This window comes from Eubacterium xylanophilum ATCC 35991, from assembly GCF_000518685.1.
In the GTDB taxonomy this organism is placed as follows: Bacteria; Bacillota; Clostridia; order Lachnospirales; family Lachnospiraceae; genus Eubacterium_F; species Eubacterium_F xylanophilum.
This window is the reverse complement of record NZ_KI912472.1, coordinates 129,457-151,393: the sequence shown is the minus strand read 5'-3', so window position 1 is coordinate 151,393 and position 21,937 is coordinate 129,457. Positions and strand designations below refer to the sequence as shown.

The window sequence follows — 21,937 nt, the reverse complement described above, 5'->3', positions numbered from 1 at the left end:
TGGAAATATGAAAAAAGGATATAGAATAATAGTAATTATTATTTTTGCTTTTGTCTCATTATTCATTCCCTCTGATATTTCTATATTTGCTGCAGGAAATATTAATAGTGAAGAAGAAAGAGTTATATCAGCAGCTAGTGGTTCGTTTGAATATGAGGGTGTGACATATAAGGCTAAGGCGGAATATTTGTCAAAACTTCGCGCCAAGCTCTCTGAAGATAAAGTGGATTTAGATGCAAGCCAGGCATCTGAGGCTATAGATAATATATATTCCAATGTTAAGACAGGAGTGGATGAAGGATATCTGGAGCCTGTCGATGGCGAGGGAGCATCGGTCAAGCCTAAGAAGAAAAAAAGTGGGATATCACTTGATGATATTCTGAATGAGGATAGTGAAGATAATAAGGATAGTGAGAATCAGAAAGCCCAGCAATCTGATAACAATAAAGGCAGTGGTGGCTTAGGAGATGAGGATAGCTCTACAGCTTCCAATACATCGGAGCCTGAAAAGCAGGATTTAAGCACTGAGAAACCGAAGTCTGAGGTTTCAATTGTTACAGATTCGCCCGGGAAAGAGGATTCGGAAAAACCTTATGTCAATCCGGAACCGACAGATTCGCCTGTCATGGATCCGGTGGGGCCGGCAGTGGATCCTGTGATAATAGGTATTGTGATTTTAATACTATTGATTATTGCGATTATTGTCATATGGAGGTATTTCTCTAGGACTAAGAGAGATAAAACCGTGAATTCAGAGCAAATCATACAAGACATATGTAGTGCAATCGGGGGATTCAGTGACGTACATTCTCATATGCTGCCGGGAGTTGATGATGGTGCACAGAGTATGGGTGAAGCTATATCTCTCATCACTATGGCATATGAAAAAGGTTTTAGAAAGATATTCCTGACACCGCATTATATACCCGGAAGAAACAAGTGCAACGCAGAGGAGTTGCAGACTATTTTCAAGGATTTAAAGAAAAAAGTTATGGATAAATTCGGTGATGACATAACATTATATCTCGGAAATGAGATTCTCTACAGAGAGGGTGTTGTGAGAGAGGTAAATGAAGGCAAAGCCCTTACTATGGGAGATAGTCGTTATGTTTTAGTTGAATTTAATATCAATGTATCTTATAATGAATTGTATAATGCTTTAAAGCAGTTTGTACAAAATTCATATATTCCAATTCTTGCTCACTATGAGAGATATGAATGTCTCTTATTTAAAGAGGAGAGAGTGAGAGAAATCCATGGTTTGGGTGTTGGAATGCAGATTAATTATTCATCTTTTATTGGGGCAGACAAGCGAGCAAGATTTTGTCGAAAGATGGTTAGATTACATCTTGTACATTTCTTAGGAACGGACGCCCATGACACGAAGAGGAGAGTCCCTAATATCCATCATGCATTATCTGAGATGCTTGAGGATGGAGTGACTGAGCACCGAGTTAGAATGATAACTCATAGGAATTTTGATAAGATTATCAATGATAAGGTTCTATAGAACACATAATAAATAGCATGAAAGGATTAGATAAACATGAGTGATAATACTAATGAAGAAATTGAAATTGATTTAATGGAGATTTTCTTTCTTCTTAAATCGAGAGCAGTGATAATCATTGCATTGGCAGTTATTGCGGCCATCGGAACATTTTGCGTGAGTAAGTTTTGTTTGACGGAGCAGTTTGCATCGACATCTAAGCTGTATGTATTGTCTAAGTCAACTTCAATTACAAGTATTGCAGATCTTCAGATTGGAACATCTCTTACAACTGATTATATGGAACTTATTAACAGCAGACCGGTTGTAGAAAAGGTTATAGATAACCTTGGACTTGATAAGGAGCCTTATTCGGAAACTTATGAGTCTTTGCTTCCTAAGATTGCTGTAGAAAATCCAACAGATACGCGAATCCTGGCAATCACTGTGACATATACATCACCTGAAATGGCAAAGAAGATAGTAGATGAAATAGCTAAGGTGGCACAGACCAGTATATCCAAGGTAATGGCACAGGATGAACCTAATATAATTGAAAAAGGTTATGCCAATCCTATTAAGATTGCGCCAAGCAATGTTAAAAATGCAGCGATTGGCGGTATAATCATGTTTGTTCTTGTATGTGGATTCTTTATAGTGAGATTTATAATGGATGATACCATTAAGTCTTCTGAGGACATTGAGAAATACTTAGGAATCAATACACTTGCAACAATCCCATATAAGGAGGAAACAGTAGATGAGAATTAAGTTTGAAAAAGTTACAAAGCTTGACTATGCTTTGAGAGAAAGTTACAATACATTGAGAACTAATCTTCAGTTTTGTGGAGATGACATAAAGGTAGTAATGCTTACAAGCTGCACACCTAATGAAGGAAAGAGTACCATTGGCTTCAATCTTTGCAGACTTTTAGCGGAAGATGAGAAGAGGGTTCTTTTTCTCGATGCAGACATAAGAAAGTCAGTGCTTCTGGGAAGACATGGAGTAAGTATTCAGGAAAATAATAAAAATAAGAAAAAGCAAGAGATACTCGGACTTAGTCACTATTTGACGGGTCAGGCATCCCTTGAGGATGTAATCTGTGAAACAGATATAGAGAGATTTGATATAGTTTTTTCAGGTCCTGTTGTACCAAATCCGACAGAGCTTCTCGGCAACAAGTACTTTGAAGATATGGTTTCAAAGTGTCGCGCTTCCTATGACTATATTATCATTGATGCACCTCCTCTTGGAAGTGTTATTGATGGCGCTATTGTATCTACAGTATGTGATGGAGCGGTTGTAATTATCGAGAATAATAAGATTAGTTATAAGTTCGCGCAAAGTGTCAAGAAACAGCTTGAAACTGCCGAGTGCAGGATTCTCGGAACTGTACTTAATAAAGTCCCTGTTGGAACCGGTAAGGGCTATGGATATGGCAAATACAAAGGTTATTACAAGGGATATTACAAAGGATATTACTCCAATTATGGAGATTATTATAGCAGTGATAAGAACAAAGATAAGAGTGCTAAGAAGAAAAAGTTTTTCGCGAGAAAACAGGAAGGTTAAGGTAAATAGTATTTATGAAAGGTATTATACTTGCGGGAGGATCCGGTACGAGATTGTATCCGCTGACTATGGTGACATCAAAACAGTTGTTGCCTATATATGATAAACCTATGATTTACTATCCGCTTTCAGTATTTATGAAAGCCGGAATAAGAGATATTTTGATAATATCAACTCCACAGGATACTCCTAGATTTGAGGAGTTATTGGGAGATGGACATCAGTTTGGTATCTCCCTTAGTTATAAGGTTCAGGAGAGCCCAGATGGACTTGCTCAGGCCTTTATAATAGGTGAGGATTTTGTGGGCGATGATTCTGTTGCCATGATCCTCGGAGACAATATTTTTGATGGAAGTGGACTTGCAAAGCGCCTTGAGAATGCCATCGAGAATGCTGAAACTGGCAAAGGTGCTACAGTATTTGGCTACTATGTCGATGATCCGGAGAGATTTGGTATAGTTGAGTTTGATGAGAATGGTAAGGCTATATCCATAGAGGAGAAACCGGAACATCCTAAAAGCAATTACTGCGTGACCGGAATTTACTTTTACGACAATGATGTTGTTGAGTATGCCAAGAATTTAAAGCCAAGTGCCAGAGGTGAGCTTGAAATCACGGACATCAATAAGATTTATCTCGAAAAGGATAAACTCAATGTTGAGATTCTCGGGCAGGGATTTACATGGCTTGACACAGGTACACATGACAGCTTGGTGGAGGCAACGAACTTTGTCAGTACAATCGAGAATCATCAGCATAGAAAAATTGCTTGTTTGGAGGAAATTGCTTACCTCAAGGGGTGGATTTCCAAAGAGGAAATTCTCGAAGTATATGAATTGTTGAAGAAGAATCAATATGGCCAATATTTAAAGGACGTAATTGATGGAAAATATCAGGAATAGGCGGTGCAAAATATGATAAGAGTAGTAACAGGTGGGGCAGGTTTTATTGGTAGTAATTTTATATTTCATATGATGGATAAGTACCCTGATGACAGACTTGTATGCATTGATAGTCTTACTTATGCGGGAAATTTGTCTACTTTAAAATCTGTAATGGACAAGGAAAATTTTAGATTTGAAAAAATAGATATTAGAGATAGAGATGCGGTTTATAAGCTGTTTGAGGAGGAGAAACCGGATGTTGTAATCAACTTTGCGGCAGAGAGTCATGTTGACAGATCTATTGAGAATCCAAGCATCTTCCTCGAGACCAATATCATGGGAACTTCAATTCTCATGGATGCTTGTATCAAGTACAATGTAGGCAGATATCATCAGGTTTCAACAGACGAAGTATATGGTGATTTGCCACTTGACAGACCGGATCTTTTCTTTACGGAGGAGACTCCAATTCACACAAGTAGTCCATATAGCTCATCAAAGGCAGGGGCTGATTTGTTGGTTTTGGCATATCATAGAACTTATGGCTTACCTGTGACTATCAGTCGTTGTTCTAATAACTATGGACCATATCACTTCCCGGAGAAGTTGATACCTTTGATGATTATCAACGCTCTCCATGACAAGGATTTGCCTGTATATGGAGCTGGTGAGAATGTCAGAGATTGGCTATATGTGGAGGATCACTGCAAAGCTATCGATCTGATTTTACAGAAGGGTAGAATTGGAGAAGTCTATAATATCGGTGGTCACAATGAGAAGAAAAATATCGATATTGTAAAGATTATATGCGCAGAGCTTGGAAAGCCGGAGAGCTTGATAAAGCATGTTACTGACAGAAAAGGACATGACATGAGATATGCCATTGATCCAACCAAGATTCACAGCGAGCTTGGATGGTTGCCTGAGACGAAGTTTGAAGATGGAATCAAGAAGACTATTAAGTGGTACTTAGACAATGAAGATTGGTGGAAAGATATCATCAGTGGTGAGTATCAAAAGTATTATGAGGAGATGTACTCCAATAGATAAATTTGTGCCTTGTGCACCAGAAAGAGATGAAAGATTTTGAAAATATTTGTTACCGGAGTTGCGGGACAGCTAGGAAATGATATATTAAAAGTTTTGGATAGACGAGGAGATATTGCCGTAGGATCTGATATTGTGGAGACATGTGAAAATATTCCGACAAGTGCCAGTTATGTGGCATTAGATATCACGGATGCAGATCAGGTGCGGAATACGCTACTTGAGCATAAGCCAGATGCTATAATTCATTGTGCTGCATGGACTGCAGTTGATGCAGCAGAAGATGAAGAAAACAGAGAAATGGTCTATGCAATCAATGCGGGAGGAACCGAGAATATTGCGGTTGTTGCCAGGGAGATTGGTGCCAAGATGCTCTATATAAGTACGGATTATGTATTTGATGGTGAGGGAACCAAACCTTGGGACCCGGACGATAAGAATTACAATCCACTCTGTGTATACGGCGATAGCAAGCTGAAGGGCGAACTGGCTGTGGCAGAAAATGTGGAGAAGTTTTTTGTGACCAGAATTAGTTGGGTTTTTGGTGCCAACGGAAATAACTTTGTAAAGACGATGTTGAATGTGGGAGAGAGATTTGACACCTTGAAGGTAGTAGATGATCAAATCGGATTGCCTACATATACACCGGACTTATCAGAGTTGTTGGTAGACATGATTAAGAGCGACAAATACGGGTATTATCATGTATCTAATGAAGGGGATTACATAAGTTGGTATGATTTTGCCAAGGAGATATTTAAGGTGGCATGCGAGATGGGGCATAGCAATTATTCTCCGGAGAGGCTTACTGTCAATGCAGTGAGTACGGAGGAATACGGTGTTTCCAAGGCGAAGAGACCATTTAACTCAAGACTTGACAAGAGTAAGCTTGTGAAAAATGGATTCAAGTTGTTACCGGATTGGAAAGATGCCCTAAGAAGATATATGGAGGAATATTATGGGACAGATAACTGTTGAAAAAAATGTCGGAGGAATTGAGGGATTGTGCATTATCACACCCAAGGTTCACGGCGATGCAAGAGGCTACTTTGTAGAGACATATAACAAGAGAGATATGCTGGAGGCTGGGCTTGATCTTGACTTTGTTCAGGACAATCAGTCGAGTTCCACAAAGGGAGTTTTGAGAGGATTGCACTATCAAATCGAACATGCCCAAGGAAAACTTGTCCGAGTGGTAAAGGGAGAGGTTTTTGATGTGGCTGTTGATATGAGAGCGGGCAGTGTAACTTATGGAAAATGGTTCGGCGTGAAACTGTCTGCCGAGAATTTCAAACAATTCTACATTCCAAAAGGTTTTGCACATGGTTTTTTGGTTCTCTCAGAGACAGCAGAATTTTGTTATAAGTGCACAGATTTCTATCATCCGGGTGATGAGGGAGGAATCGCGTGGAATGACCCAGAAGTGGGAATTGAGTGGCCAGATGTAGTTGGAGAGTACTCCGGAAGTGCTTCGAGCGAAGGATATGAGATGTCAGACGGAACACCTCTAAATCTTAGTGAGAGAGACGTACTTTGGGGAAAATTAAGCGAAAAATAAAGATGTTATATAGATGGATCACTCTTTTTGTACTTGACATAAAGAGTGATTTTGCATTATACTAAAAAAGTTAAGAATTTTTTATTGCTGATAATAAGAATTGTAAAACATAAAGGAGGACAGATATGAATTGTAATATTGCAGTTATTCCAGGTGATGGAATAGGACCAGAGATCGTGAGAGAAGCTAGAAAGGTGCTAGATAAAGTCGGTGAAGTGTACGGACATACATTCAATTATGAGGAGCTTGATATGGGCGGATGCTCGATTGACAAGTATGGTGAACCACTTACTGATGAAACTCTCGAGAAAGCAAAGAAAAGCGATTCTGTTCTTCTTGGTGCGGTAGGTGGAAATGTAGGTCAGAGCCATTGGTATGAGCTTCCACCTGACAAGAGACCAGAAGCTGGTTTGTTGAAGATTAGAAAAGGCCTTGGACTTTTTTGCAATTTGCGTCCGGCTGTATTGTTTGACGAGCTCAGCGGAGCGTGCCCTCTTAAGGAAGAATTGACTGAGGGTGGTTTTGATTTCGTTGTCACACGAGAATTGACTGGTGGATTGTATTTTGGAGATAGATATACAAAGGAAGTAGACGGCGTTATGACAGCTGTCGATACCCTTACATATAATGAAGAAGAGATAAGACGAATTGCAAAGTGGGGATTTGAGATCGCCAGCAAGCGCTCTAAGAAGGTCTGCAGTGTAGATAAAGCCAATGTTCTTGATTCATCAAGGCTTTGGAGAAAAGTTGTAAAGGAAGTCAGCGCTGACTATCCGGATGTAGAACTCACAGACATGCTCGTCGATAACTGTGCTATGCAGATTGTCAAGGATCCTAAGCAATTTGATGTCATCTTGACTGAGAACATGTTTGGAGATATCTTATCAGATGAAGCGAGTATGGTCACAGGTTCGATTGGAATGTTGTCATCAGCGAGTCTGGGAGAGGGAACCCTAGGATTGTATGAGCCAAGTCATGGTTCAGCTCCTGATATTGCCGGACAGAATAAGGCAAATCCTATTGCGACTATTTTATCAGCAGCAATGATGCTCAAGTATTCATTCAACATGTTAGAGGAATCAGATGCCATCGAGAATGCTGTCAAGGCTGTATTGAAGAAGGGCCTTAGAACTATAGATATTATGGACGAGGGCAAGACTTGTCTTGGAACAATTGAGATGGGAGATGCCATCTGTGCTGAGATTAAGTAGGATGGTTGCCTTTGTGAGATATAAGAAGATTTGAATATATGACGAAAGGACTTGATATTATGAAGAGTGATTCAGTAAAAAAAGGTATGGCGACAGCTCCACAGCGTTCACTTTTTAATGCGCTTGGAATGACAAAAGAAGAGTTATCAAAGCCACTTGTTGGTATTGTTAGTTCATATAATGAGATTGTACCTGGACATATGAACATAGATAAGATTGTTGAAGCTGTAAAGCTTGGCGTTGCTATGGCAGGCGGTACACCTATCGTATTTCCGGCTATCGCAGTTTGTGATGGAATTGCAATGGGACATGTGGGAATGAAGTATTCCCTCGTTACCAGAGACTTGATTGCAGACTCAACAGAGTGTATGGCACTTGCACATGCTTTTGATGCATTGGTTATGGTACCTAACTGTGACAAGAACGTGCCTGGACTTCTCATGGCAGCTGCAAGGGTAAATGTTCCGACAGTTTTCGTGAGCGGTGGTCCTATGCTCGCAGGTCATGTAAAGGGCAAGAAAACAAGTTTGTCAAGCATGTTCGAGGCAGTTGGCGCATATTCTGCCGGTAAGATGACAGAAGATGACGTAGATGAATTTGTAAGCCATGCATGTCCAACTTGCGGATCATGTTCCGGAATGTATACAGCCAACAGTATGAATTGCCTTACAGAGGCCATCGGTATGGGACTCAAGGGCAATGGAACAATTCCTGCAGTTTATTCTGAGAGAATCAAGCTCGCAAAGCATGCGGGAATGAAGGTCATGGAATTATATGAGAAAAATATTCGCCCAAGAGATATCATGACTGAGAAGGCATTTCTCAATGCATTGACAGTAGATATGGCTCTTGGATGCTCCACTAACAGTATGTTGCACCTTCCTGCAATTGCCCACGAGGCAGGAGTTGATCTCAACCTTGATTTGGCCAATGATATAAGTGCTAAGACACCTAACTTGTGTCACCTTGCACCGGCAGGTCACACATACATGGAAGACCTCAATGAGGCAGGTGGTGTATATGCAGTAATGAATGAGCTCAACAAGAAGGGACTTCTATATACAGACATTATCACTGCTACAGGAAAGACTGTAGGAGAGAATATAGAGAATTGTATTAACAAAGACCCAGAGGTCATCAGACCTTTGGATAATCCATACAGCGAGACAGGTGGAATAGCTGTACTCAAGGGTAATATTGCACCGGATTCAGCAGTTGTCAAGAGATCAGCTGTAGTAGAAGAGATGATGGTTCATGAGGGACCGGCTAGAGTTTTTGATTGTGAAGAGGACGCAATTGCAGCAATCAGAGGCGGAAAGATTGTGGCAGGCGATGTAGTTGTAATCAGATACGAGGGACCTAAGGGTGGTCCGGGAATGCGTGAGATGCTCAATCCTACATCTGCAATTGCAGGTATGGGACTTGGATCATCTGTGGCACTTATCACAGACGGAAGATTTTCAGGAGCAAGCCGTGGAGCTTCAATCGGACATGTATCTCCTGAAGCAGCTGTTGGAGGACCAATTGCACTTATCGAGGAAGGGGATATCATCAAGATCGATATTCCTGCCAATACTCTTAACGTGGATGTCAGCGATGAAGTTCTCGAGGAGAGAAGAAAGAATTGGACACCACGTGAGCCTAAGGTTAAAACAGGATACCTTGCAAGATATGCTAATCTTGTTACATCCGGTAACACTGGGGCTGTATTAAAGAATGAATTGAATTAATTGAGAAAGAGGTGCGGATTTATGCAATTAAATGGATCTCAGATTATATTAGAATGTTTACTCGAGCAGGGTGTTGATACTATATTTGGCTATCCGGGTGGAACTATTTTGAATGTCTATGACGAATTGTATCACTATCAGGACAGGATCAGACATATTCTCACATCACATGAGCAGGGAGCTGCCCATGCAGCTGATGGATATGCCCGTTCTACCGGAAAAGTCGGAGTTTGTATGGCCACAAGTGGTCCGGGAGCAACAAACCTTGTAACCGGAATAGCAACAGCTTACATGGATTCAGTTCCTATGGTTGCCATAACTTGTAACGTTGCACTTCCTGCCCTTGGAAAGGATTCTTTCCAGGAAGTAGATATCGCCGGTGTGACAATGCCTATCACAAAGCATAGTTTTATCGTAAAGAATATTGATGATTTGGCGGATACTATGCGCCGTGCATTTGTCATTGCTCAGACAGGAAGACCGGGACCTGTACTTGTAGATGTGACTAAGGATGTTACAGCTGCAATGACAGACTTTACACCGCAGACACCGAATCTCATAACTAGACAGACGGATACAATTAACGAGGACGATATAGAGGCGGTTGTCAATGCAATACGTCAGTCTGAGAAGCCAATGATATTTGTGGGCGGAGGAAATATTCTGTCAGAGGATTCGGCAGAACTCCATGAATTCGTAAAGAAAGTAGATGCACCGGTTACAGATTCCCTCATGGGAAAAGGTGCTTTTGATAATACAGATGATTATTATGTTGGAATGCTTGGAATGCATGGCACAAAGACAGCTAATCTAAGCGTAACTGAGTGTGACTTGTTGATTGCACTGGGAACCAGATTCTCAGACCGTGTAATCGGAAATGCAAGAAAATTTGCATACAATGCAAAGATTGTACACATCGATATCGATGCGGCTGAGGTAAATAAGAATATAAGAGCTGATTACTCTATTATTGGAGATTTGAAAGCTATTCTTGAGATATTAAACAAGAAACTTGAAAATCAGTATCACAAGCCTTGGATTGACAAGGTTATGGCGAGAAAAGAAGCTCTTAAGATGTCTTACAAAGAAGACGGATTGACCGGACCATTTATCATCCAGTCAATCAATGAGATTACAGGTGGTGACGCAATCATCACAACCGATGTAGGACAGCATCAGATGTGGGCTGCACAGTACTTTGAGTACAAGGCTCCGAGAACATTTATCTCATCTGGTGGTATGGGAACTATGGGATACGGACTTGGCGCTTGTATAGGAGCTAAGGTAGGAAATCCTGATAAGCATGTTTTCAATATTGCCGGAGACGGATGTTTTAGAATGAATCTCAACGAGTTGGCAACAGCATCTAGATATGATATACCAATTATTCAGGTGGTTGTTGATAATAACGCACTTGGAATGGTTCGTCAGTGGCAGACATTGTTCTATGGCAAGAGATATTCACAGACAATTCTTAAGGATAAGGTTAACTATGAGTTAGTATCTGAGGGACTTGGAGCGAAGGCGATTAAGGTTGAGAAGAGAGAAGACCTTAAGCCGGCATTAGAAGAAGCCATGAAAGCTGATGGACCGGTAGTAATACATTGTATAATTGAGTCAGATGACAAAGTTTGGCCAATGGTTAAGCCAGGCGGAGCTATCGAAGAGGCATTTGACGAGGATGACCTCAAGAAAAACAAGTAAACATTTTCTCGCAATTATGTGAGAAATAATATATAACAAATTCAATTTAAATCTAAGGAGGAATTTAAAGTGGCTAGAGTTTATAATTTTTCAGCCGGACCGGCCGTATTGCCGGAGGAGGTTTTAAAGGAAGCAGCAGATGAGATGCTTGATTACAATGGAACAGGTATGTCTGTGATGGAGATGAGCCACAGATCCAAAGCATATGATGAGATTATTAAGACTGCAGAGAAGGACTTGAGAGACCTTATGAACATTCCTGATAATTACAAGGTATTGTTCCTTCAGGGCGGAGCTTCACAGCAGTTTGCAATGATTCCTATGAATCTTAAGAAGAATGGCGTTGCTGATTATATCGTAACAGGTCAGTGGGCTAAGAAGGCTTTCCAGGAGGCAGGAAAGTATGTTAAGGCCAATAAGATTGCTTCATCAGAGGATGAGACATTCTCATATATCCCTGATTGTTCAGATCTTCCAATCAGCGATGACGCAGATTATGTATATATTTGTGAGAACAATACAATCTATGGAACAAAGTACAAGACTCTTCCAAATACTAAGGGCAAGACTCTCGTAGCTGATGTATCATCATGCTTTTTGTCAGAGCCAGTAGATGTTGAGAAGTACGGAGTTATCTATGGTGGAGTTCAGAAGAACATCGGACCAGCCGGAGTAGTTATAGTTATCATCAGAGAAGATCTCATTCCTGAGTCAGTAGATGAGAGCGTTCCTACAATGCTTCAGTACAAGATTCACGCAGATGCTCAGAGTTTGTACAACACACCACCAGCATATGGTATCTATATCTGTGGTAAAGTATTCAAGTGGATCAAGAAGATGGGCGGTCTTGAAGTAATGAAGCAGAGAAATGAAGAGAAGGCAAAAATTCTCTATGACTTCCTTGACTCAAGCAAGTTGTTCAAGGGAACAGTTAGAAAAGAAGATCGTTCACTTATGAATGTTCCATTTGTAACAGGAGATGCTGATCTCGATGCTAAGTTTGTCGCTGAAGCTAAGGAAGCTGGACTTGAGAACCTCAAGGGTCACCGTACAGTTGGCGGTATGCGCGCTAGTATATACAATGCTATGCCTAAGGAAGGCGTAGAGAAACTCGTAGAGTTCATGAAGAAGTTCGAAGAGCAGAACTCATAATAGTATAGAAAAATATTTAGGAGGAAGAAGATTAATGAGCAAGAAAGTAAGTTGCCTTAATCCTATTGCCCTTTGTGGATTGAATCTTTTGGGCGATAATTATGAAATAATTGAAGATAACAATGATGCTGATGCAATTCTCGTCAGAAGCGCTCAGATGCATGATATGGAACTCTCAGACAAGCTTCTCGCTGTAGCAAGAGCAGGTGCCGGAGTTAATAATATTCCACTTGACAAATGTGCTGAGAAGGGTATCGTTGTATTTAACACACCTGGTGCAAATGCCAATGGTGTTAAGGAGCTTGTAATGGCTTCAATGATTCTCGCTTCACGTGATATCGTAGGTGGAATCGAGTGGGTCAAGGACAATGTTGCAGATGAGAACGTTGCCAAGGATGCAGAGAAAGCTAAGAAGGCTTTTGCTGGTACAGAGATTGCCGGCAAGAAGCTTGGTATCATCGGTCTTGGTGCGATCGGAGTTTTGGTTGCAAATGCAGCTAATAGACTTGGAATGGAAGTATATGGCTGCGATCCATTTATTTCTGTAAAGAATGCTCTTAATATGTCAAGAGATATTACGCTTGTAAACTCTTATGATGAGCTCTACGCAAAGTGTGACTATATCACAGTTCACGTACCATTGCTTGATGCTACTAGGGGTCTTCTCAACAAAGAAGCTTTCTCTAAGATGAAGGACGGAGTTATTCTTCTCAACTTCTCAAGAGATACTGTTTGTGAGGCAGATGCTATCAGAGAAGCTCTCGAGAGTGGTAAGGTTAAGAAGTATGTAGTTGACTTCCCAACACCTGAGACAGTTACACTTCCAAATACAATTGTAACTCCACACCTTGGAGCATCAACACAGGAGTCAGAGGACAACTGTGCTATCATGGCAGTTAATGAAATCAAAGACTTTATCGAGAACGGTAATATCATCAATTCAGTTAACTTCCCACAGTGCGATGCAGGTGTATGCGATACAAAGGGAAGAATTACAATTTGCCACAAGAATGTTCACTCAATCATCTCTAAGTTCACAGGAATCTTCGGTGATGCTGCGATGAACATTGAAAACATGGTTAACAAGAGCCGTGGAGACTATGCTTATACAGTTCTTGACACATCAGATGCCACAAATCCTGAGATCGTAGAGAAACTCAAGGAGATTGAGGGCGTAATTCGTGTAAGAATTGTCAAGTAATATTTTCAAGTATTAATTTAATGAGTATCAAAGCAGGTGTATATCAGTTTTTGTTGTTATCCACCTGCTTTTTTTGGAAACATTGGAATCGCATACTGCTGGTCTTACTCCCCGTGGTCGTAAGACAATAAACGCATATTGCTGGTCTTACTCACGTCGTTCGTAAGACAATTTTTTAAGGAAAACTATGAGAGAACTAAGTGAAATCAAGCTGGGATTGGAATCAATCAAAGAGCTTCTCAGGGTCAATGATAATCCAGAGAGAGAGCAAAGAATAATTCATATAGCCGGAACTAACGGTAAGGGCTCCGTATTGGCTTTTTTAGAGGAGATATTGGTCACAGCCGGGTACAAGGTAGGAAAATTCGTTTCACCTGCTGTATTCGACGATATGGAGATTATACAGTATAGGGATACTAAGACTAGGAAAAACATTCCGCGAAGTGATTATGATAGAATAAAAGATAAAATTCTAGATTCTATAGGTGAGATGAACCCTGATATAAGGAGACCGACGGATTTTGAGATAGACACAGCCGTGGCCTTTGTGTATTTTGGGGAGATTAAACCTGATTTTATTCTCTTGGAAGTAGGTATGGGAGGAAGACTTGATTCTACAAATGTAGTCAAAAATCCCCTGATGACAATAATAACTCCGGTTTCCCTTGATCATACAGGTTTTCTCGGGGATACTGTTGAAAAAATAGCATATAATAAAGCGGGAATTATAAAGAAAGATTCTCCACTTGTCACATATCAACCTTTTGCTGAGGCCGAAAAAGTGATAATAGATGAGTATAGAGCCGTTAATACTAAGCTGCCGGTTGTTGTAAATGAAGAGGATATAAGCATAGAAAGCATGACTCTTGACGGAACATTTTTCTGCTATAAAGGTGAGGATTATAAGATAAAAGCTCTTGGCAAATATCAGGTTTACAATGCATGTATCGCCATCGAAGCCGCCAGAGAATTTGCGGGTTTACATGATATTAAAGTTGGACTGGAAAATATGATTTGGCCGGGAAGGTTTCAAAAGATTCAAGAAAATCCCTTGGTTATTGTGGATGGAGCTCATAACATATCAGCAGTTAGGATGCTCCATGAGACGGTCAGGACTTATTTTTCCGGGAAGCTGGTTGGAGTAATGGGCGTATTTGCAGATAAGGATTACAGGGAGATGCTTGATATAATGGAGGAGGACTTTGATGCACTTGTGACAGTTACGCCACCCATGCCGAGGGGGCTTGATGCAGAGAAGTTAAAGGCGGAGATTGAGCGAGAAAACCTGGAAGTTTTTGCATTTCAGAGTGTCAAAGAGGGATTTGAATATGCTAAGAAGCTTGCGGGAAGGGATGGAAGTGTATTGGTGTTTGGAAGCTTATCAAATCTGAAGGAAGTGTGTGATGATAAAAGCGGCGATATTTGACTTGGATGGAACTCTACTGGATTCCCTCTATGTGTGGGCTAGAGTTGACTTTGATTTTCTCGGCAAGAGGGGTTTTGAGGTTCCTGACGATTATGGGAAGATAATTGCATCTATGGGATTTAGAGAAGTTGCAATCTATACCAATGAGAGGTTCGGCCTTGGGGAGGACATAGACGACATTTTGGCGGAGTGGAATGAGCTGGCCAGGGACAAATACCACAATGAAGTAAAGCTCAAACCCGGGGTAAAGGAGCTTCTTGAGAGATTTAAGAAAAATGGTCTGCTACTTGGAATTGCCACATCTTCCAACCATGAGTTGTATGGGAAGTGTTTGGAAAACAATGGGGTGGCGGAATATTTTCACTCTATTACTGAGACCAAGGAAGTGGGAAAGGGCAAAAAGTTTGCCGACGTATATTTGAGAGAAGCCGAAAAAATGGGAGTTTTGCCGGAGGAGTGCATAGTTTTTGAGGATTTAGGAGAGGGATTAGTGGCGGCAAGAGATGCCGGTTTTAAAACGGCAGTGGTTTATGACAGTGAGAGTGCGGCTGATTTCTTGCGTTTAGAAGAGCAGATGGATTATGCTATTAGGGACTTTTCCATTGACGCAAAAAAGATTATATTGTAAAATAATAAGTGGTGGTTTTTGACTAAATCATTATGAATTATTATAATCGTTTATGAAATGAGGATTTTTATGAGTACAAAGAATCATGTTGCCGTTATAATCAATGGTAAACAGTACAATCTCAGCGGAGTTGAGAGCCCTGAGTATTTACAAAAGATTGCATCTTATCTCAATGAAAAATTCGCGCAGTTAAAGTCTCAAGATTATTATTATACTTTGGACATGGAATTGCGGGATATTTTTCTGACTCTTAATATAGCAGATGATTATTTCAAGGAACGAGATGCTAGAATAGCTATGGTTCGTGATAATGAGAGAAAAGACGAGATCGTGCTGAACATGAAGCATGAGATTCTTGAAAGCAAGAGTAACTCAGATGGACTTGATAAGAATGTCAATGAGTTGCGAAGGCAGTTAGAAGAGGCAAAAGCCATGAACTTGAAGCTCTCAGCTGTTCGCGATGAGAATAAAGCGAAGATTAAGGAGTTAGAGGAGCAGTTAAAGCAGGCCGAGGCGGAGAGCAGTTCCAACGCCACAAAGCTTGATATAGAAATTAAGAAGTCCGAAGGATTGCAAAAGGATAAGGACAGATTGAATGTCAAAGTCAGTGAGCTGAAAGCGGGATATGAGTATGAAATCGCTGAGCTCAAGGAAAAGCTGGCCGAAGCGGAGACTAAGCGAGACGAGTTCAGCGCTCAAATCGAGGAAATGAATTCTAAGGTTACCAAAGCAGACAAGGCAGCTGCAGAAGCTGACAAGGCTTTGGAGAAGAAGACCAAGGACGATGAGCGCAAGATTAAGACATTGGAAACCAAGCTTAAGCGCGCTGAGGATAAAGCTAAGAAGGCTGTGGAAGATAGTAAGAATACCAAGGAGGATCTCCTGAAGCAGTTTGAGGAGGCCAAGGCGGATCTTGTGAAGAAGCAGCAGGCGGCCAATCTCAAGATGAAGGAGCACTTCGAGGAAGAGAAGATTAAGGCCGAGGAGAAGTATAAGGAAGAGAATAAGGAATATCAAGAGTTGGTAGATATTCTTGAGCAGGAGATAGATGATCTCAAGAATAAAACCGAAGAGGGTGGAAGAAATAAGAAATCTCGAAGAGGGAGAAATAACTAGAATTCAAATATTGGGGAACAGTTCGTCTGTTTCCCATTTGTATATGTTAAAAATTATGCATGAAAGAAGGTGACACAGGGCTATGCGCCGAGGGCGAAAGGCTCAGAATTATGAGAAATAGAGAAGTAGAAATACTCGCACCGGGGGGATCGGTGGAGGGAATATATAGCGCATTTGCGGCGGGAGCTGATGCTGTGTACACCGGAACCAGTAAGTTTTCTGCCAGAGCATATGCCAAGAATCCGTCAGTGGAGGAATTGTGTGATCTTTTAGATTATGCGCATTTTTGTGATAAGAAGATATATCTCACCCTTAATACACTCCTAAATGACACTGAAATAGGGCAGATTGAAAACCTTGTAGCGCCGCTTTATGAGTACGGTTTGGATGGTATAATAGTGCAGGATTTTGGAGTTGTTAACTATTTGGCGGAACATTTTCCTGATTTAAATATTCATGGAAGCACGCAGATGACGGTGCTAAACGGAGAGGCGTGTCAGGTCCTCCATCCGGCTATAACCCGTATTGTTCCATCCAGAGAGTTGACTATCGAGGAAATTCGAGCCTTCAGAAAGGCGACGGACCTGGAGTTGGAGGTATTTGTCCACGGAGCACTTTGTTATTGCTACTCAGGACAATGCAGGATGAGTGAAGTAATCGGTGGCAGAAGTGGAAACAGAGGGATGTGCGCTCAGCCTTGCAGGCTACCTATGGTTGCAGATGGCAGGAGGGGACATCTTCTCAGCACGAGAGATTTGTGTGGCCTTGCGGATATAGGTCAGTTAATCGATGCGGGGGTATGCTCTTTTAAGATAGAAGGACGTATGAAGAGCCCGACTTATGCGGCGCTTGCATCATATATGTATCGAAAATATTCCGACATCCATCTCGCGGGAGAAAAGCCCAACAAGGTTGAGATGGCAGATGATATGAGAAAACTTGCAGATGTATACAATAGAGGCGAGTTTACCAAGGGATTTTTGTTCGGTGGAAAAGATATTAAGAAGAGCCTTGTATATCCCAAGGTGAATGGGCACTTCGGCGTGAAAGTTGGAAAAGTTACCAAGGTTTCTGAAGGAAAGAATCTGGCAACTATAAAGCTTGAAAAAGATGTATATCCTCAGGATGTACTCGAATTAAGAGATGATGCTCAGAACAAGGAGTATGATTATACTCTCGGCGCGGGAAGTAAAGCGGGAGAGGAAATCAATGCCAGATTTACTAAGGGACTTAGAGTTAGAGCAGGAATGGGAGTTTATAGAACCAAGAATAATAGCTTGATTGACGAAGTGACTACAGCTGTAGAAAATGCAAGAACCAAGAAGCTTGCAGAAGTCAAGGTAACTTCCAAGGTTGGAGAAGAGGTCAGAGTGGAGTTTTCTTGCGGAGAAAAGAGTGTTGTGGAAACCGGCCAGATTGTGGAGGTTGCCGGCAAGAGACCTGTTACAGCTGAAGATATAGAAAAGCGAATCAGAAAGACCGGAGAAACCAAGTTTGAGATTGGAGAGGCTGAGTTTGACGTGGAGTCAGGCATCTTTCTTCCCCTCGGTGAGATCAACAAGCTTCGCAGGAAGGGGCTTGAAGAGCTGGAAAAGCTAATCGTGTCAGATTATCACAGAGAATTACCGGAAGGTAAAGAAGATGAAGTGGCAGAGTTATTAGAGGGCGAGTTCGTGATGGTTTCTTTTAAGAAGATGGCTCAATACGAGGAATTTGCGGATTCCCTGAGAGAGGATATAAAAGTTTGTATATATCTTGATGATTTTCCTAATTCCGGTGAATGGGGAAAACTTGGCGATATTCTAAGAGACAGGGAGTATTATGTGGCATTTCCAAGAATACTCAAGGGAGATAATAGGGAAAAATTTATGCGAGAATGGAGATCTCAAGGACATGCATTTGATGGTAAATCAGGAGTAATCGCCTCGACTATTCAAGGCCTGGAATTGTATCAAAATCTGGGAGAAAAGGGCGAACTTGTTATTGGAAGCGGATTATATGTTACAAACCGCAGGGCTTGGGAAACATATGCCAAACTTGGAGCAAAAAAGCACAGTTTTATAGCATATGGCAAAAGACCAGTAATGCTCACCGAAGGGTGTCTTTTTGCCACATTAAGTGAATCCTGTGGTGGGGAGAATCGCTGTAAGGAGATAGAACTTCCCAAGAGAGATAGATTTATCGTGGAGAGAAATTGTAAGTATTGTTATAATATTATATACGAGAGAGAATCAGAGGAATATGAGACAGATGAAATCTGCAATATGTCAGAGTTGCAGTTTACATTTGAGAGTGATGAGGAGATAAGAAAGGTATTGAACAGATGGAATTGTTTATAGTTGAGAGCCTTAGATATGTGATAGTGCTGCTTTTTGCAGTATATACATTCTATTGTTTTTTTGGGCTTCGTTATACCAATCCGGAGAAGCAAAATGGTGTTTATACAACTCAGCAGGTGTTTACCGTTTTACTTCATTTGGTTATGAGTGTAATCCTAATTATGGAGAATAAAAGCATAAAATATATAATTATTTGGATAATTGGATTATTGTTCTACTTCGTATTTTTGTTCTTGTATCAAGTGTGTTACAAGGGCTTATCTAGGCTTGTATTCAACAATATGATGATGTGCATGATGGTTGGATTTGTTATGTTAGCCAGACTATCTTATGACTATGCCCTTCATCAGATAATCATGGCTTCCATAGCCCTGGGAATATGTATATTTGTTCCTGTGATAATAGAAAAGCTGAAGATTTTGGAGAAAATGGGCTGGCAGTATGCAATGGTTGGCATCGCCTTTCTCATGCTGGTTTTTATCATAGGTGTGGAAAAATATGGATCTAGAAACTGGATAAGTTTTGGTGGAATTGCGATTCAGCCTTCCGAGTTTGTAAAGATAATATTTGTATTTTTCATAGCTTCCCTGCTCTCCAGAAAGCTCAGCCTCAAAAAGATTGCAATAGTCAGTGGAGTTGCGGCAGTTCACGTCATTATCTTAGTCTTGGAAAAGGACCTAGGAGCTGCCCTCATATATTTCTTTACATACATTATGGTGCTCTACGTGGCAACCACTAGAATTGCCTATGTATTTCTCGGTGCCATTGGTGGAACAGGAGCTGCGCTTGTGGCTTACAGACTATTTTCACATGTGAGAAATCGAGTAATTGCTTGGCAGGATCCATTTGGACATATTACGACATCCGGATATCAGGTTTCCCAGTCATTATTTGCCATAGGAACGGGTGGTTTTATAGGACTTGGGCTTGGAAAGGGACTTCCTACCAGTGTGCCGGTGGTGGAAAGCGATTTTATATTTGCGGCTATCTCAGAGGAGTTAGGAGGGGCTTTTGCAATATGCCTTCTGCTTGTATATCTTAGCAGTTTTATCATGTTTATGAATATAGCTATGAAAATGAAGAATCGTTTTCACAAGTTAACTGCCTTTGGACTTAGTGTAATATTTATTGTTCAGGTATTTATATGCGTCGGGGGAGTAACCAAATTCATTCCGTCAACGGGAGTGACCCTGCCTCTGATTAGTTACGGAGGAAGTTCGATAATGAGTACGATTGCCCTGTTTAGTATTATTCAGGGAATGTATGTTATTAACAGTAAAGGGGAGGGGGACAAATATGAAGAGAAGTGAGAGTGAACGCATCCAAGAGGGGGTTCGTTCAGCGAGAAATAGAAAAAAGAACAAAGAACAGCCATTACAAAGTCCAAAACCTAAGAAAAAGAAAAAACAAAAGCAAGACACTCAGAGTTTTCAGGAGACAACGCTAATAGCGCTGAACAAAAAAAGCAATAGAGAAATTGCAGTAGTGACCTATATTTTCTTGTTTTTGTTTGTATTTATGACGGGATATGTTATGTTTTTCTTGTCAAAGGACAAGGATCAAATTCTCAATAATCCGCAAAACAGAAGACAAGATTTATTGGCAGAGAGAGTGATAAAGGGAAGTATTCAGTCGGCAGACGGAACAGTTCTCGCCAAAACTGTCACCGGATCGGATGGCAAGGAAAGGCGTGAGTATCCATTTGACGGACTATTTGCCCATGTGGTAGGAAGAACATCTCATGGAAGAACGGGGATAGAGGCATCGGAGAGTTTTACATTATTAAACTCAAGCATTAATCCGGTAACAGCTGTCGTAAATAGTCTGAAGGGCAAGAAAAATCCCGGGGATAACGTGGTTACCACCCTTAATGTCGATTTGACAAGAATAGCAAGTGAGGCTTTGGGCAATAGAAAAGGTGCAGTTGTGGTAATGGATCCAAGTGACGGATCGATTCTCACCATGGTTTCAAAGCCAACATATAATCCCAATTATATTGCAGAAAGATGGGAGAAGTTGATAAATTCAGTGGACAGTTCATCACTTTACAATAGAGCTACTCAGGGCTTGTATCCGCCGGGATCTACATTTAAACTCTATACATTGCTTGAGTATATGAGGGAAAACAAGGATTATAAGAAGTTTACGTATAATTGTAAGGGCAAGATTGGAACGGATTCTGAATCCATTCACTGTTACGGAAATACTGTGCATGGAAAGCTTGATCTTGATACTGCCTTTGCCAAGTCCTGTAATTCAGCATTTGCTGAAATAGGTAAGGGTTTAAGCACATCCAGTTGGACCAAGCTCTGCGAGAAGTTCTACTACAACAAGACAATGCCTATTTCTGAGGTTGAGCAAAAGAGTGCAAGATTTGATCTTAGTGGACTTGGGACTGGAGATATCATGCAAGCTTCTATCGGCCAGGGCGATGTGTTGACATCCCCGCTTCAGAACATTTTTCTTGTGAATGCGGTGATGAACAATGGGACACTTGTAAAACCGCGATTGGTAGACCATATAAGTGACACTTATGGAAATGTTATTTCTAAGAGAGAGCCGGAAGAACTTTCTGCATCAATTAGCAAGAAAGAAGTGAAGGCACTTAAAGAGGCCATGAGTGCTACGGTTTCGCGGGGAACTGCTACGGCGCTCCAATCCTCAAATTACTCTGCAGGCGGCAAGACCGGATCCGCAGAGTTCAAGGAGGGTTCAAATGATTCACATGCGTGGTTTGTAGGCTATGCCAAGCAGGGCAAGAAGTGCCTGACAATTAGTGTGATTGTAGAGGGAGCCGGAACCGGTGGGGCGCATGCTGTGCCTATCGCCAGACGTATATTTGATGCTTATTTCCTATAATTGATTAAGGCCACCGACTG

The 21,937-nt window shown here is 41.0% G+C and carries 18 protein-coding genes; all 18 read left to right on the top strand.

Annotation, left to right across the window (positions count from 1 at the left end; all coding sequences use genetic code 11):
- The first annotated feature begins 7 nt into the window (after positions 1–7).
- The 18 genes from L877_RS13655 (at position 8) to L877_RS0109955 (ending at position 21,917) form a co-directional block, all read left to right on the top strand.
- Positions 8–1,510 carry a CpsB/CapC family capsule biosynthesis tyrosine phosphatase gene (locus tag L877_RS13655; RefSeq protein WP_156923026.1) on the top strand — a complete coding sequence of 501 codons (1,503 nt, stop codon included), beginning with the start codon at positions 8–10 and terminating at the stop codon, positions 1,508–1,510.
- Between the two features lie 36 nt (positions 1,511–1,546).
- Positions 1,547–2,260, top strand: coding sequence for a YveK family protein (locus tag L877_RS12995; RefSeq protein ID WP_034785625.1), 714 nt, complete (start codon positions 1,547–1,549; stop codon positions 2,258–2,260).
- Positions 2,250–3,062 (top strand): CpsD/CapB family tyrosine-protein kinase, encoded by an 813-nt coding sequence (locus L877_RS0110030; protein ID WP_034785622.1) that lies wholly within the window; start codon positions 2,250–2,252, stop codon positions 3,060–3,062. Before L877_RS12995 ends, L877_RS0110030 begins: the two co-directional genes overlap by 11 nt.
- Positions 3,063–3,076: 14 nt before the next feature.
- Positions 3,077–3,964, top strand: a complete 888-nt coding sequence (rfbA, locus tag L877_RS0110025; protein ID WP_026835954.1) for a glucose-1-phosphate thymidylyltransferase RfbA — start codon at positions 3,077–3,079, stop codon at positions 3,962–3,964.
- Positions 3,965–3,976: 12 nt separating this feature from the next.
- Positions 3,977–4,996, top strand: a complete 1,020-nt coding sequence (rfbB, locus tag L877_RS0110020) for a dTDP-glucose 4,6-dehydratase (RefSeq protein WP_026835953.1) — start codon at positions 3,977–3,979, stop codon at positions 4,994–4,996.
- A gap of 36 nt (positions 4,997–5,032) precedes the next feature.
- Entirely contained in the window at positions 5,033–5,971 is a 939-nt protein-coding gene (rfbD, locus tag L877_RS0110015) for a dTDP-4-dehydrorhamnose reductase (RefSeq protein WP_026835952.1), read from the top strand.
- A complete protein-coding gene (gene rfbC / locus L877_RS0110010; RefSeq protein WP_026835951.1) occupies positions 5,952–6,551 on the top strand; it encodes a dTDP-4-dehydrorhamnose 3,5-epimerase in 600 nt (199 codons plus the stop codon). The genes rfbD and rfbC overlap by 20 nt, the downstream gene beginning before the upstream one ends.
- Positions 6,552–6,676: 125 nt before the next feature.
- A complete protein-coding gene (gene leuB, locus L877_RS0110005; RefSeq protein WP_026835950.1) occupies positions 6,677–7,762 on the top strand; it encodes a 3-isopropylmalate dehydrogenase in 1,086 nt (361 codons plus the stop codon).
- A 59-nt stretch (positions 7,763–7,821) separates the two neighbouring features.
- A complete protein-coding gene (ilvD, locus tag L877_RS0110000; protein WP_026835949.1) occupies positions 7,822–9,492 on the top strand; it encodes a dihydroxy-acid dehydratase in 1,671 nt (556 codons plus the stop codon).
- Between the two features lie 21 nt (positions 9,493–9,513).
- On the top strand, positions 9,514–11,196 hold the full coding sequence (gene ilvB / locus L877_RS0109995) for a biosynthetic-type acetolactate synthase large subunit (protein ID WP_026835948.1): 1,683 nt from the start codon (positions 9,514–9,516) through the stop codon (positions 11,194–11,196).
- Between the two features lie 69 nt (positions 11,197–11,265).
- A complete protein-coding gene (serC, locus tag L877_RS0109990) occupies positions 11,266–12,348 on the top strand; it encodes a 3-phosphoserine/phosphohydroxythreonine transaminase (protein ID WP_026835947.1) in 1,083 nt (360 codons plus the stop codon).
- A 34-nt stretch (positions 12,349–12,382) separates the two neighbouring features.
- A complete protein-coding gene (locus L877_RS0109985; RefSeq protein WP_026835946.1) occupies positions 12,383–13,549 on the top strand; it encodes a phosphoglycerate dehydrogenase in 1,167 nt (388 codons plus the stop codon).
- Between the two features lie 187 nt (positions 13,550–13,736).
- Positions 13,737–14,975 (top strand): bifunctional folylpolyglutamate synthase/dihydrofolate synthase, encoded by a 1,239-nt coding sequence (locus L877_RS12990; RefSeq protein ID WP_051437813.1) that lies wholly within the window; start codon positions 13,737–13,739, stop codon positions 14,973–14,975.
- Positions 14,953–15,603, top strand: a complete 651-nt coding sequence (locus L877_RS0109975) for an HAD family hydrolase (protein WP_034785619.1) — start codon at positions 14,953–14,955, stop codon at positions 15,601–15,603. Before L877_RS12990 ends, L877_RS0109975 begins: the two co-directional genes overlap by 23 nt.
- A 69-nt stretch (positions 15,604–15,672) precedes the next feature.
- Positions 15,673–16,719 carry a cell division protein ZapA gene (zapA, locus tag L877_RS13650; RefSeq protein ID WP_051437812.1) on the top strand — a complete coding sequence of 349 codons (1,047 nt, stop codon included), beginning with the start codon at positions 15,673–15,675 and terminating at the stop codon, positions 16,717–16,719.
- A gap of 110 nt (positions 16,720–16,829) precedes the next feature.
- On the top strand, positions 16,830–19,058 hold the full coding sequence (locus L877_RS12980; protein ID WP_169729793.1) for a peptidase U32 family protein: 2,229 nt from the start codon (positions 16,830–16,832) through the stop codon (positions 19,056–19,058).
- The gene (locus tag L877_RS0109960) at positions 19,043–20,368 is read left to right on the top strand and encodes an FtsW/RodA/SpoVE family cell cycle protein (protein ID WP_026835944.1); all 1,326 of its coding nucleotides are present in this window, start codon (positions 19,043–19,045) and stop codon (positions 20,366–20,368) included. The genes L877_RS12980 and L877_RS0109960 overlap by 16 nt, the downstream gene beginning before the upstream one ends.
- Positions 20,355–21,917 carry a peptidoglycan D,D-transpeptidase FtsI family protein gene (locus tag L877_RS0109955; protein ID WP_051437810.1) on the top strand — a complete coding sequence of 521 codons (1,563 nt, stop codon included), beginning with the start codon at positions 20,355–20,357 and terminating at the stop codon, positions 21,915–21,917. Before L877_RS0109960 ends, L877_RS0109955 begins: the two co-directional genes overlap by 14 nt.
- The last annotated feature ends 20 nt before the right edge of the window (positions 21,918–21,937 follow it).

Excerpts from the sequence above, each read along its gene's own strand:
- L877_RS13655 (WP_156923026.1), top strand. The coding sequence starts at position 8 with ATGAAAAAAGGATATAGAATAATAGTAATTATTATTTTTGCTTTTGTC.
- L877_RS12995 (WP_034785625.1), top strand. The coding sequence starts at position 1,547 with ATGAGTGATAATACTAATGAAGAAATTGAAATTGATTTAATGGAGATT.
- L877_RS0110030 (WP_034785622.1), top strand. The coding sequence starts at position 2,250 with ATGAGAATTAAGTTTGAAAAAGTTACAAAGCTTGACTATGCTTTGAGA.
- rfbA (WP_026835954.1), top strand. The coding sequence starts at position 3,077 with ATGAAAGGTATTATACTTGCGGGAGGATCCGGTACGAGATTGTATCCG.
- rfbB (WP_026835953.1), top strand. The coding sequence starts at position 3,977 with ATGATAAGAGTAGTAACAGGTGGGGCAGGTTTTATTGGTAGTAATTTT.
- rfbC (WP_026835951.1), top strand. The coding sequence starts at position 5,952 with ATGGGACAGATAACTGTTGAAAAAAATGTCGGAGGAATTGAGGGATTG.
- leuB (WP_026835950.1), top strand. The coding sequence starts at position 6,677 with ATGAATTGTAATATTGCAGTTATTCCAGGTGATGGAATAGGACCAGAG.
- ilvD (WP_026835949.1), top strand. The coding sequence starts at position 7,822 with ATGAAGAGTGATTCAGTAAAAAAAGGTATGGCGACAGCTCCACAGCGT.
- ilvB (WP_026835948.1), top strand. The coding sequence starts at position 9,514 with ATGCAATTAAATGGATCTCAGATTATATTAGAATGTTTACTCGAGCAG.
- L877_RS0109985 (WP_026835946.1), top strand. The coding sequence starts at position 12,383 with ATGAGCAAGAAAGTAAGTTGCCTTAATCCTATTGCCCTTTGTGGATTG.
- L877_RS12990 (WP_051437813.1), top strand. The coding sequence starts at position 13,737 with ATGAGAGAACTAAGTGAAATCAAGCTGGGATTGGAATCAATCAAAGAG.
- L877_RS0109975 (WP_034785619.1), top strand. The coding sequence starts at position 14,953 with ATGATAAAAGCGGCGATATTTGACTTGGATGGAACTCTACTGGATTCC.
- zapA (WP_051437812.1), top strand. The coding sequence starts at position 15,673 with ATGAGTACAAAGAATCATGTTGCCGTTATAATCAATGGTAAACAGTAC.
- L877_RS12980 (WP_169729793.1), top strand. The coding sequence starts at position 16,830 with ATGAGAAATAGAGAAGTAGAAATACTCGCACCGGGGGGATCGGTGGAG.
- L877_RS0109960 (WP_026835944.1), top strand. The coding sequence starts at position 19,043 with ATGGAATTGTTTATAGTTGAGAGCCTTAGATATGTGATAGTGCTGCTT.
- L877_RS0109955 (WP_051437810.1), top strand. The coding sequence starts at position 20,355 with ATGAAGAGAAGTGAGAGTGAACGCATCCAAGAGGGGGTTCGTTCAGCG.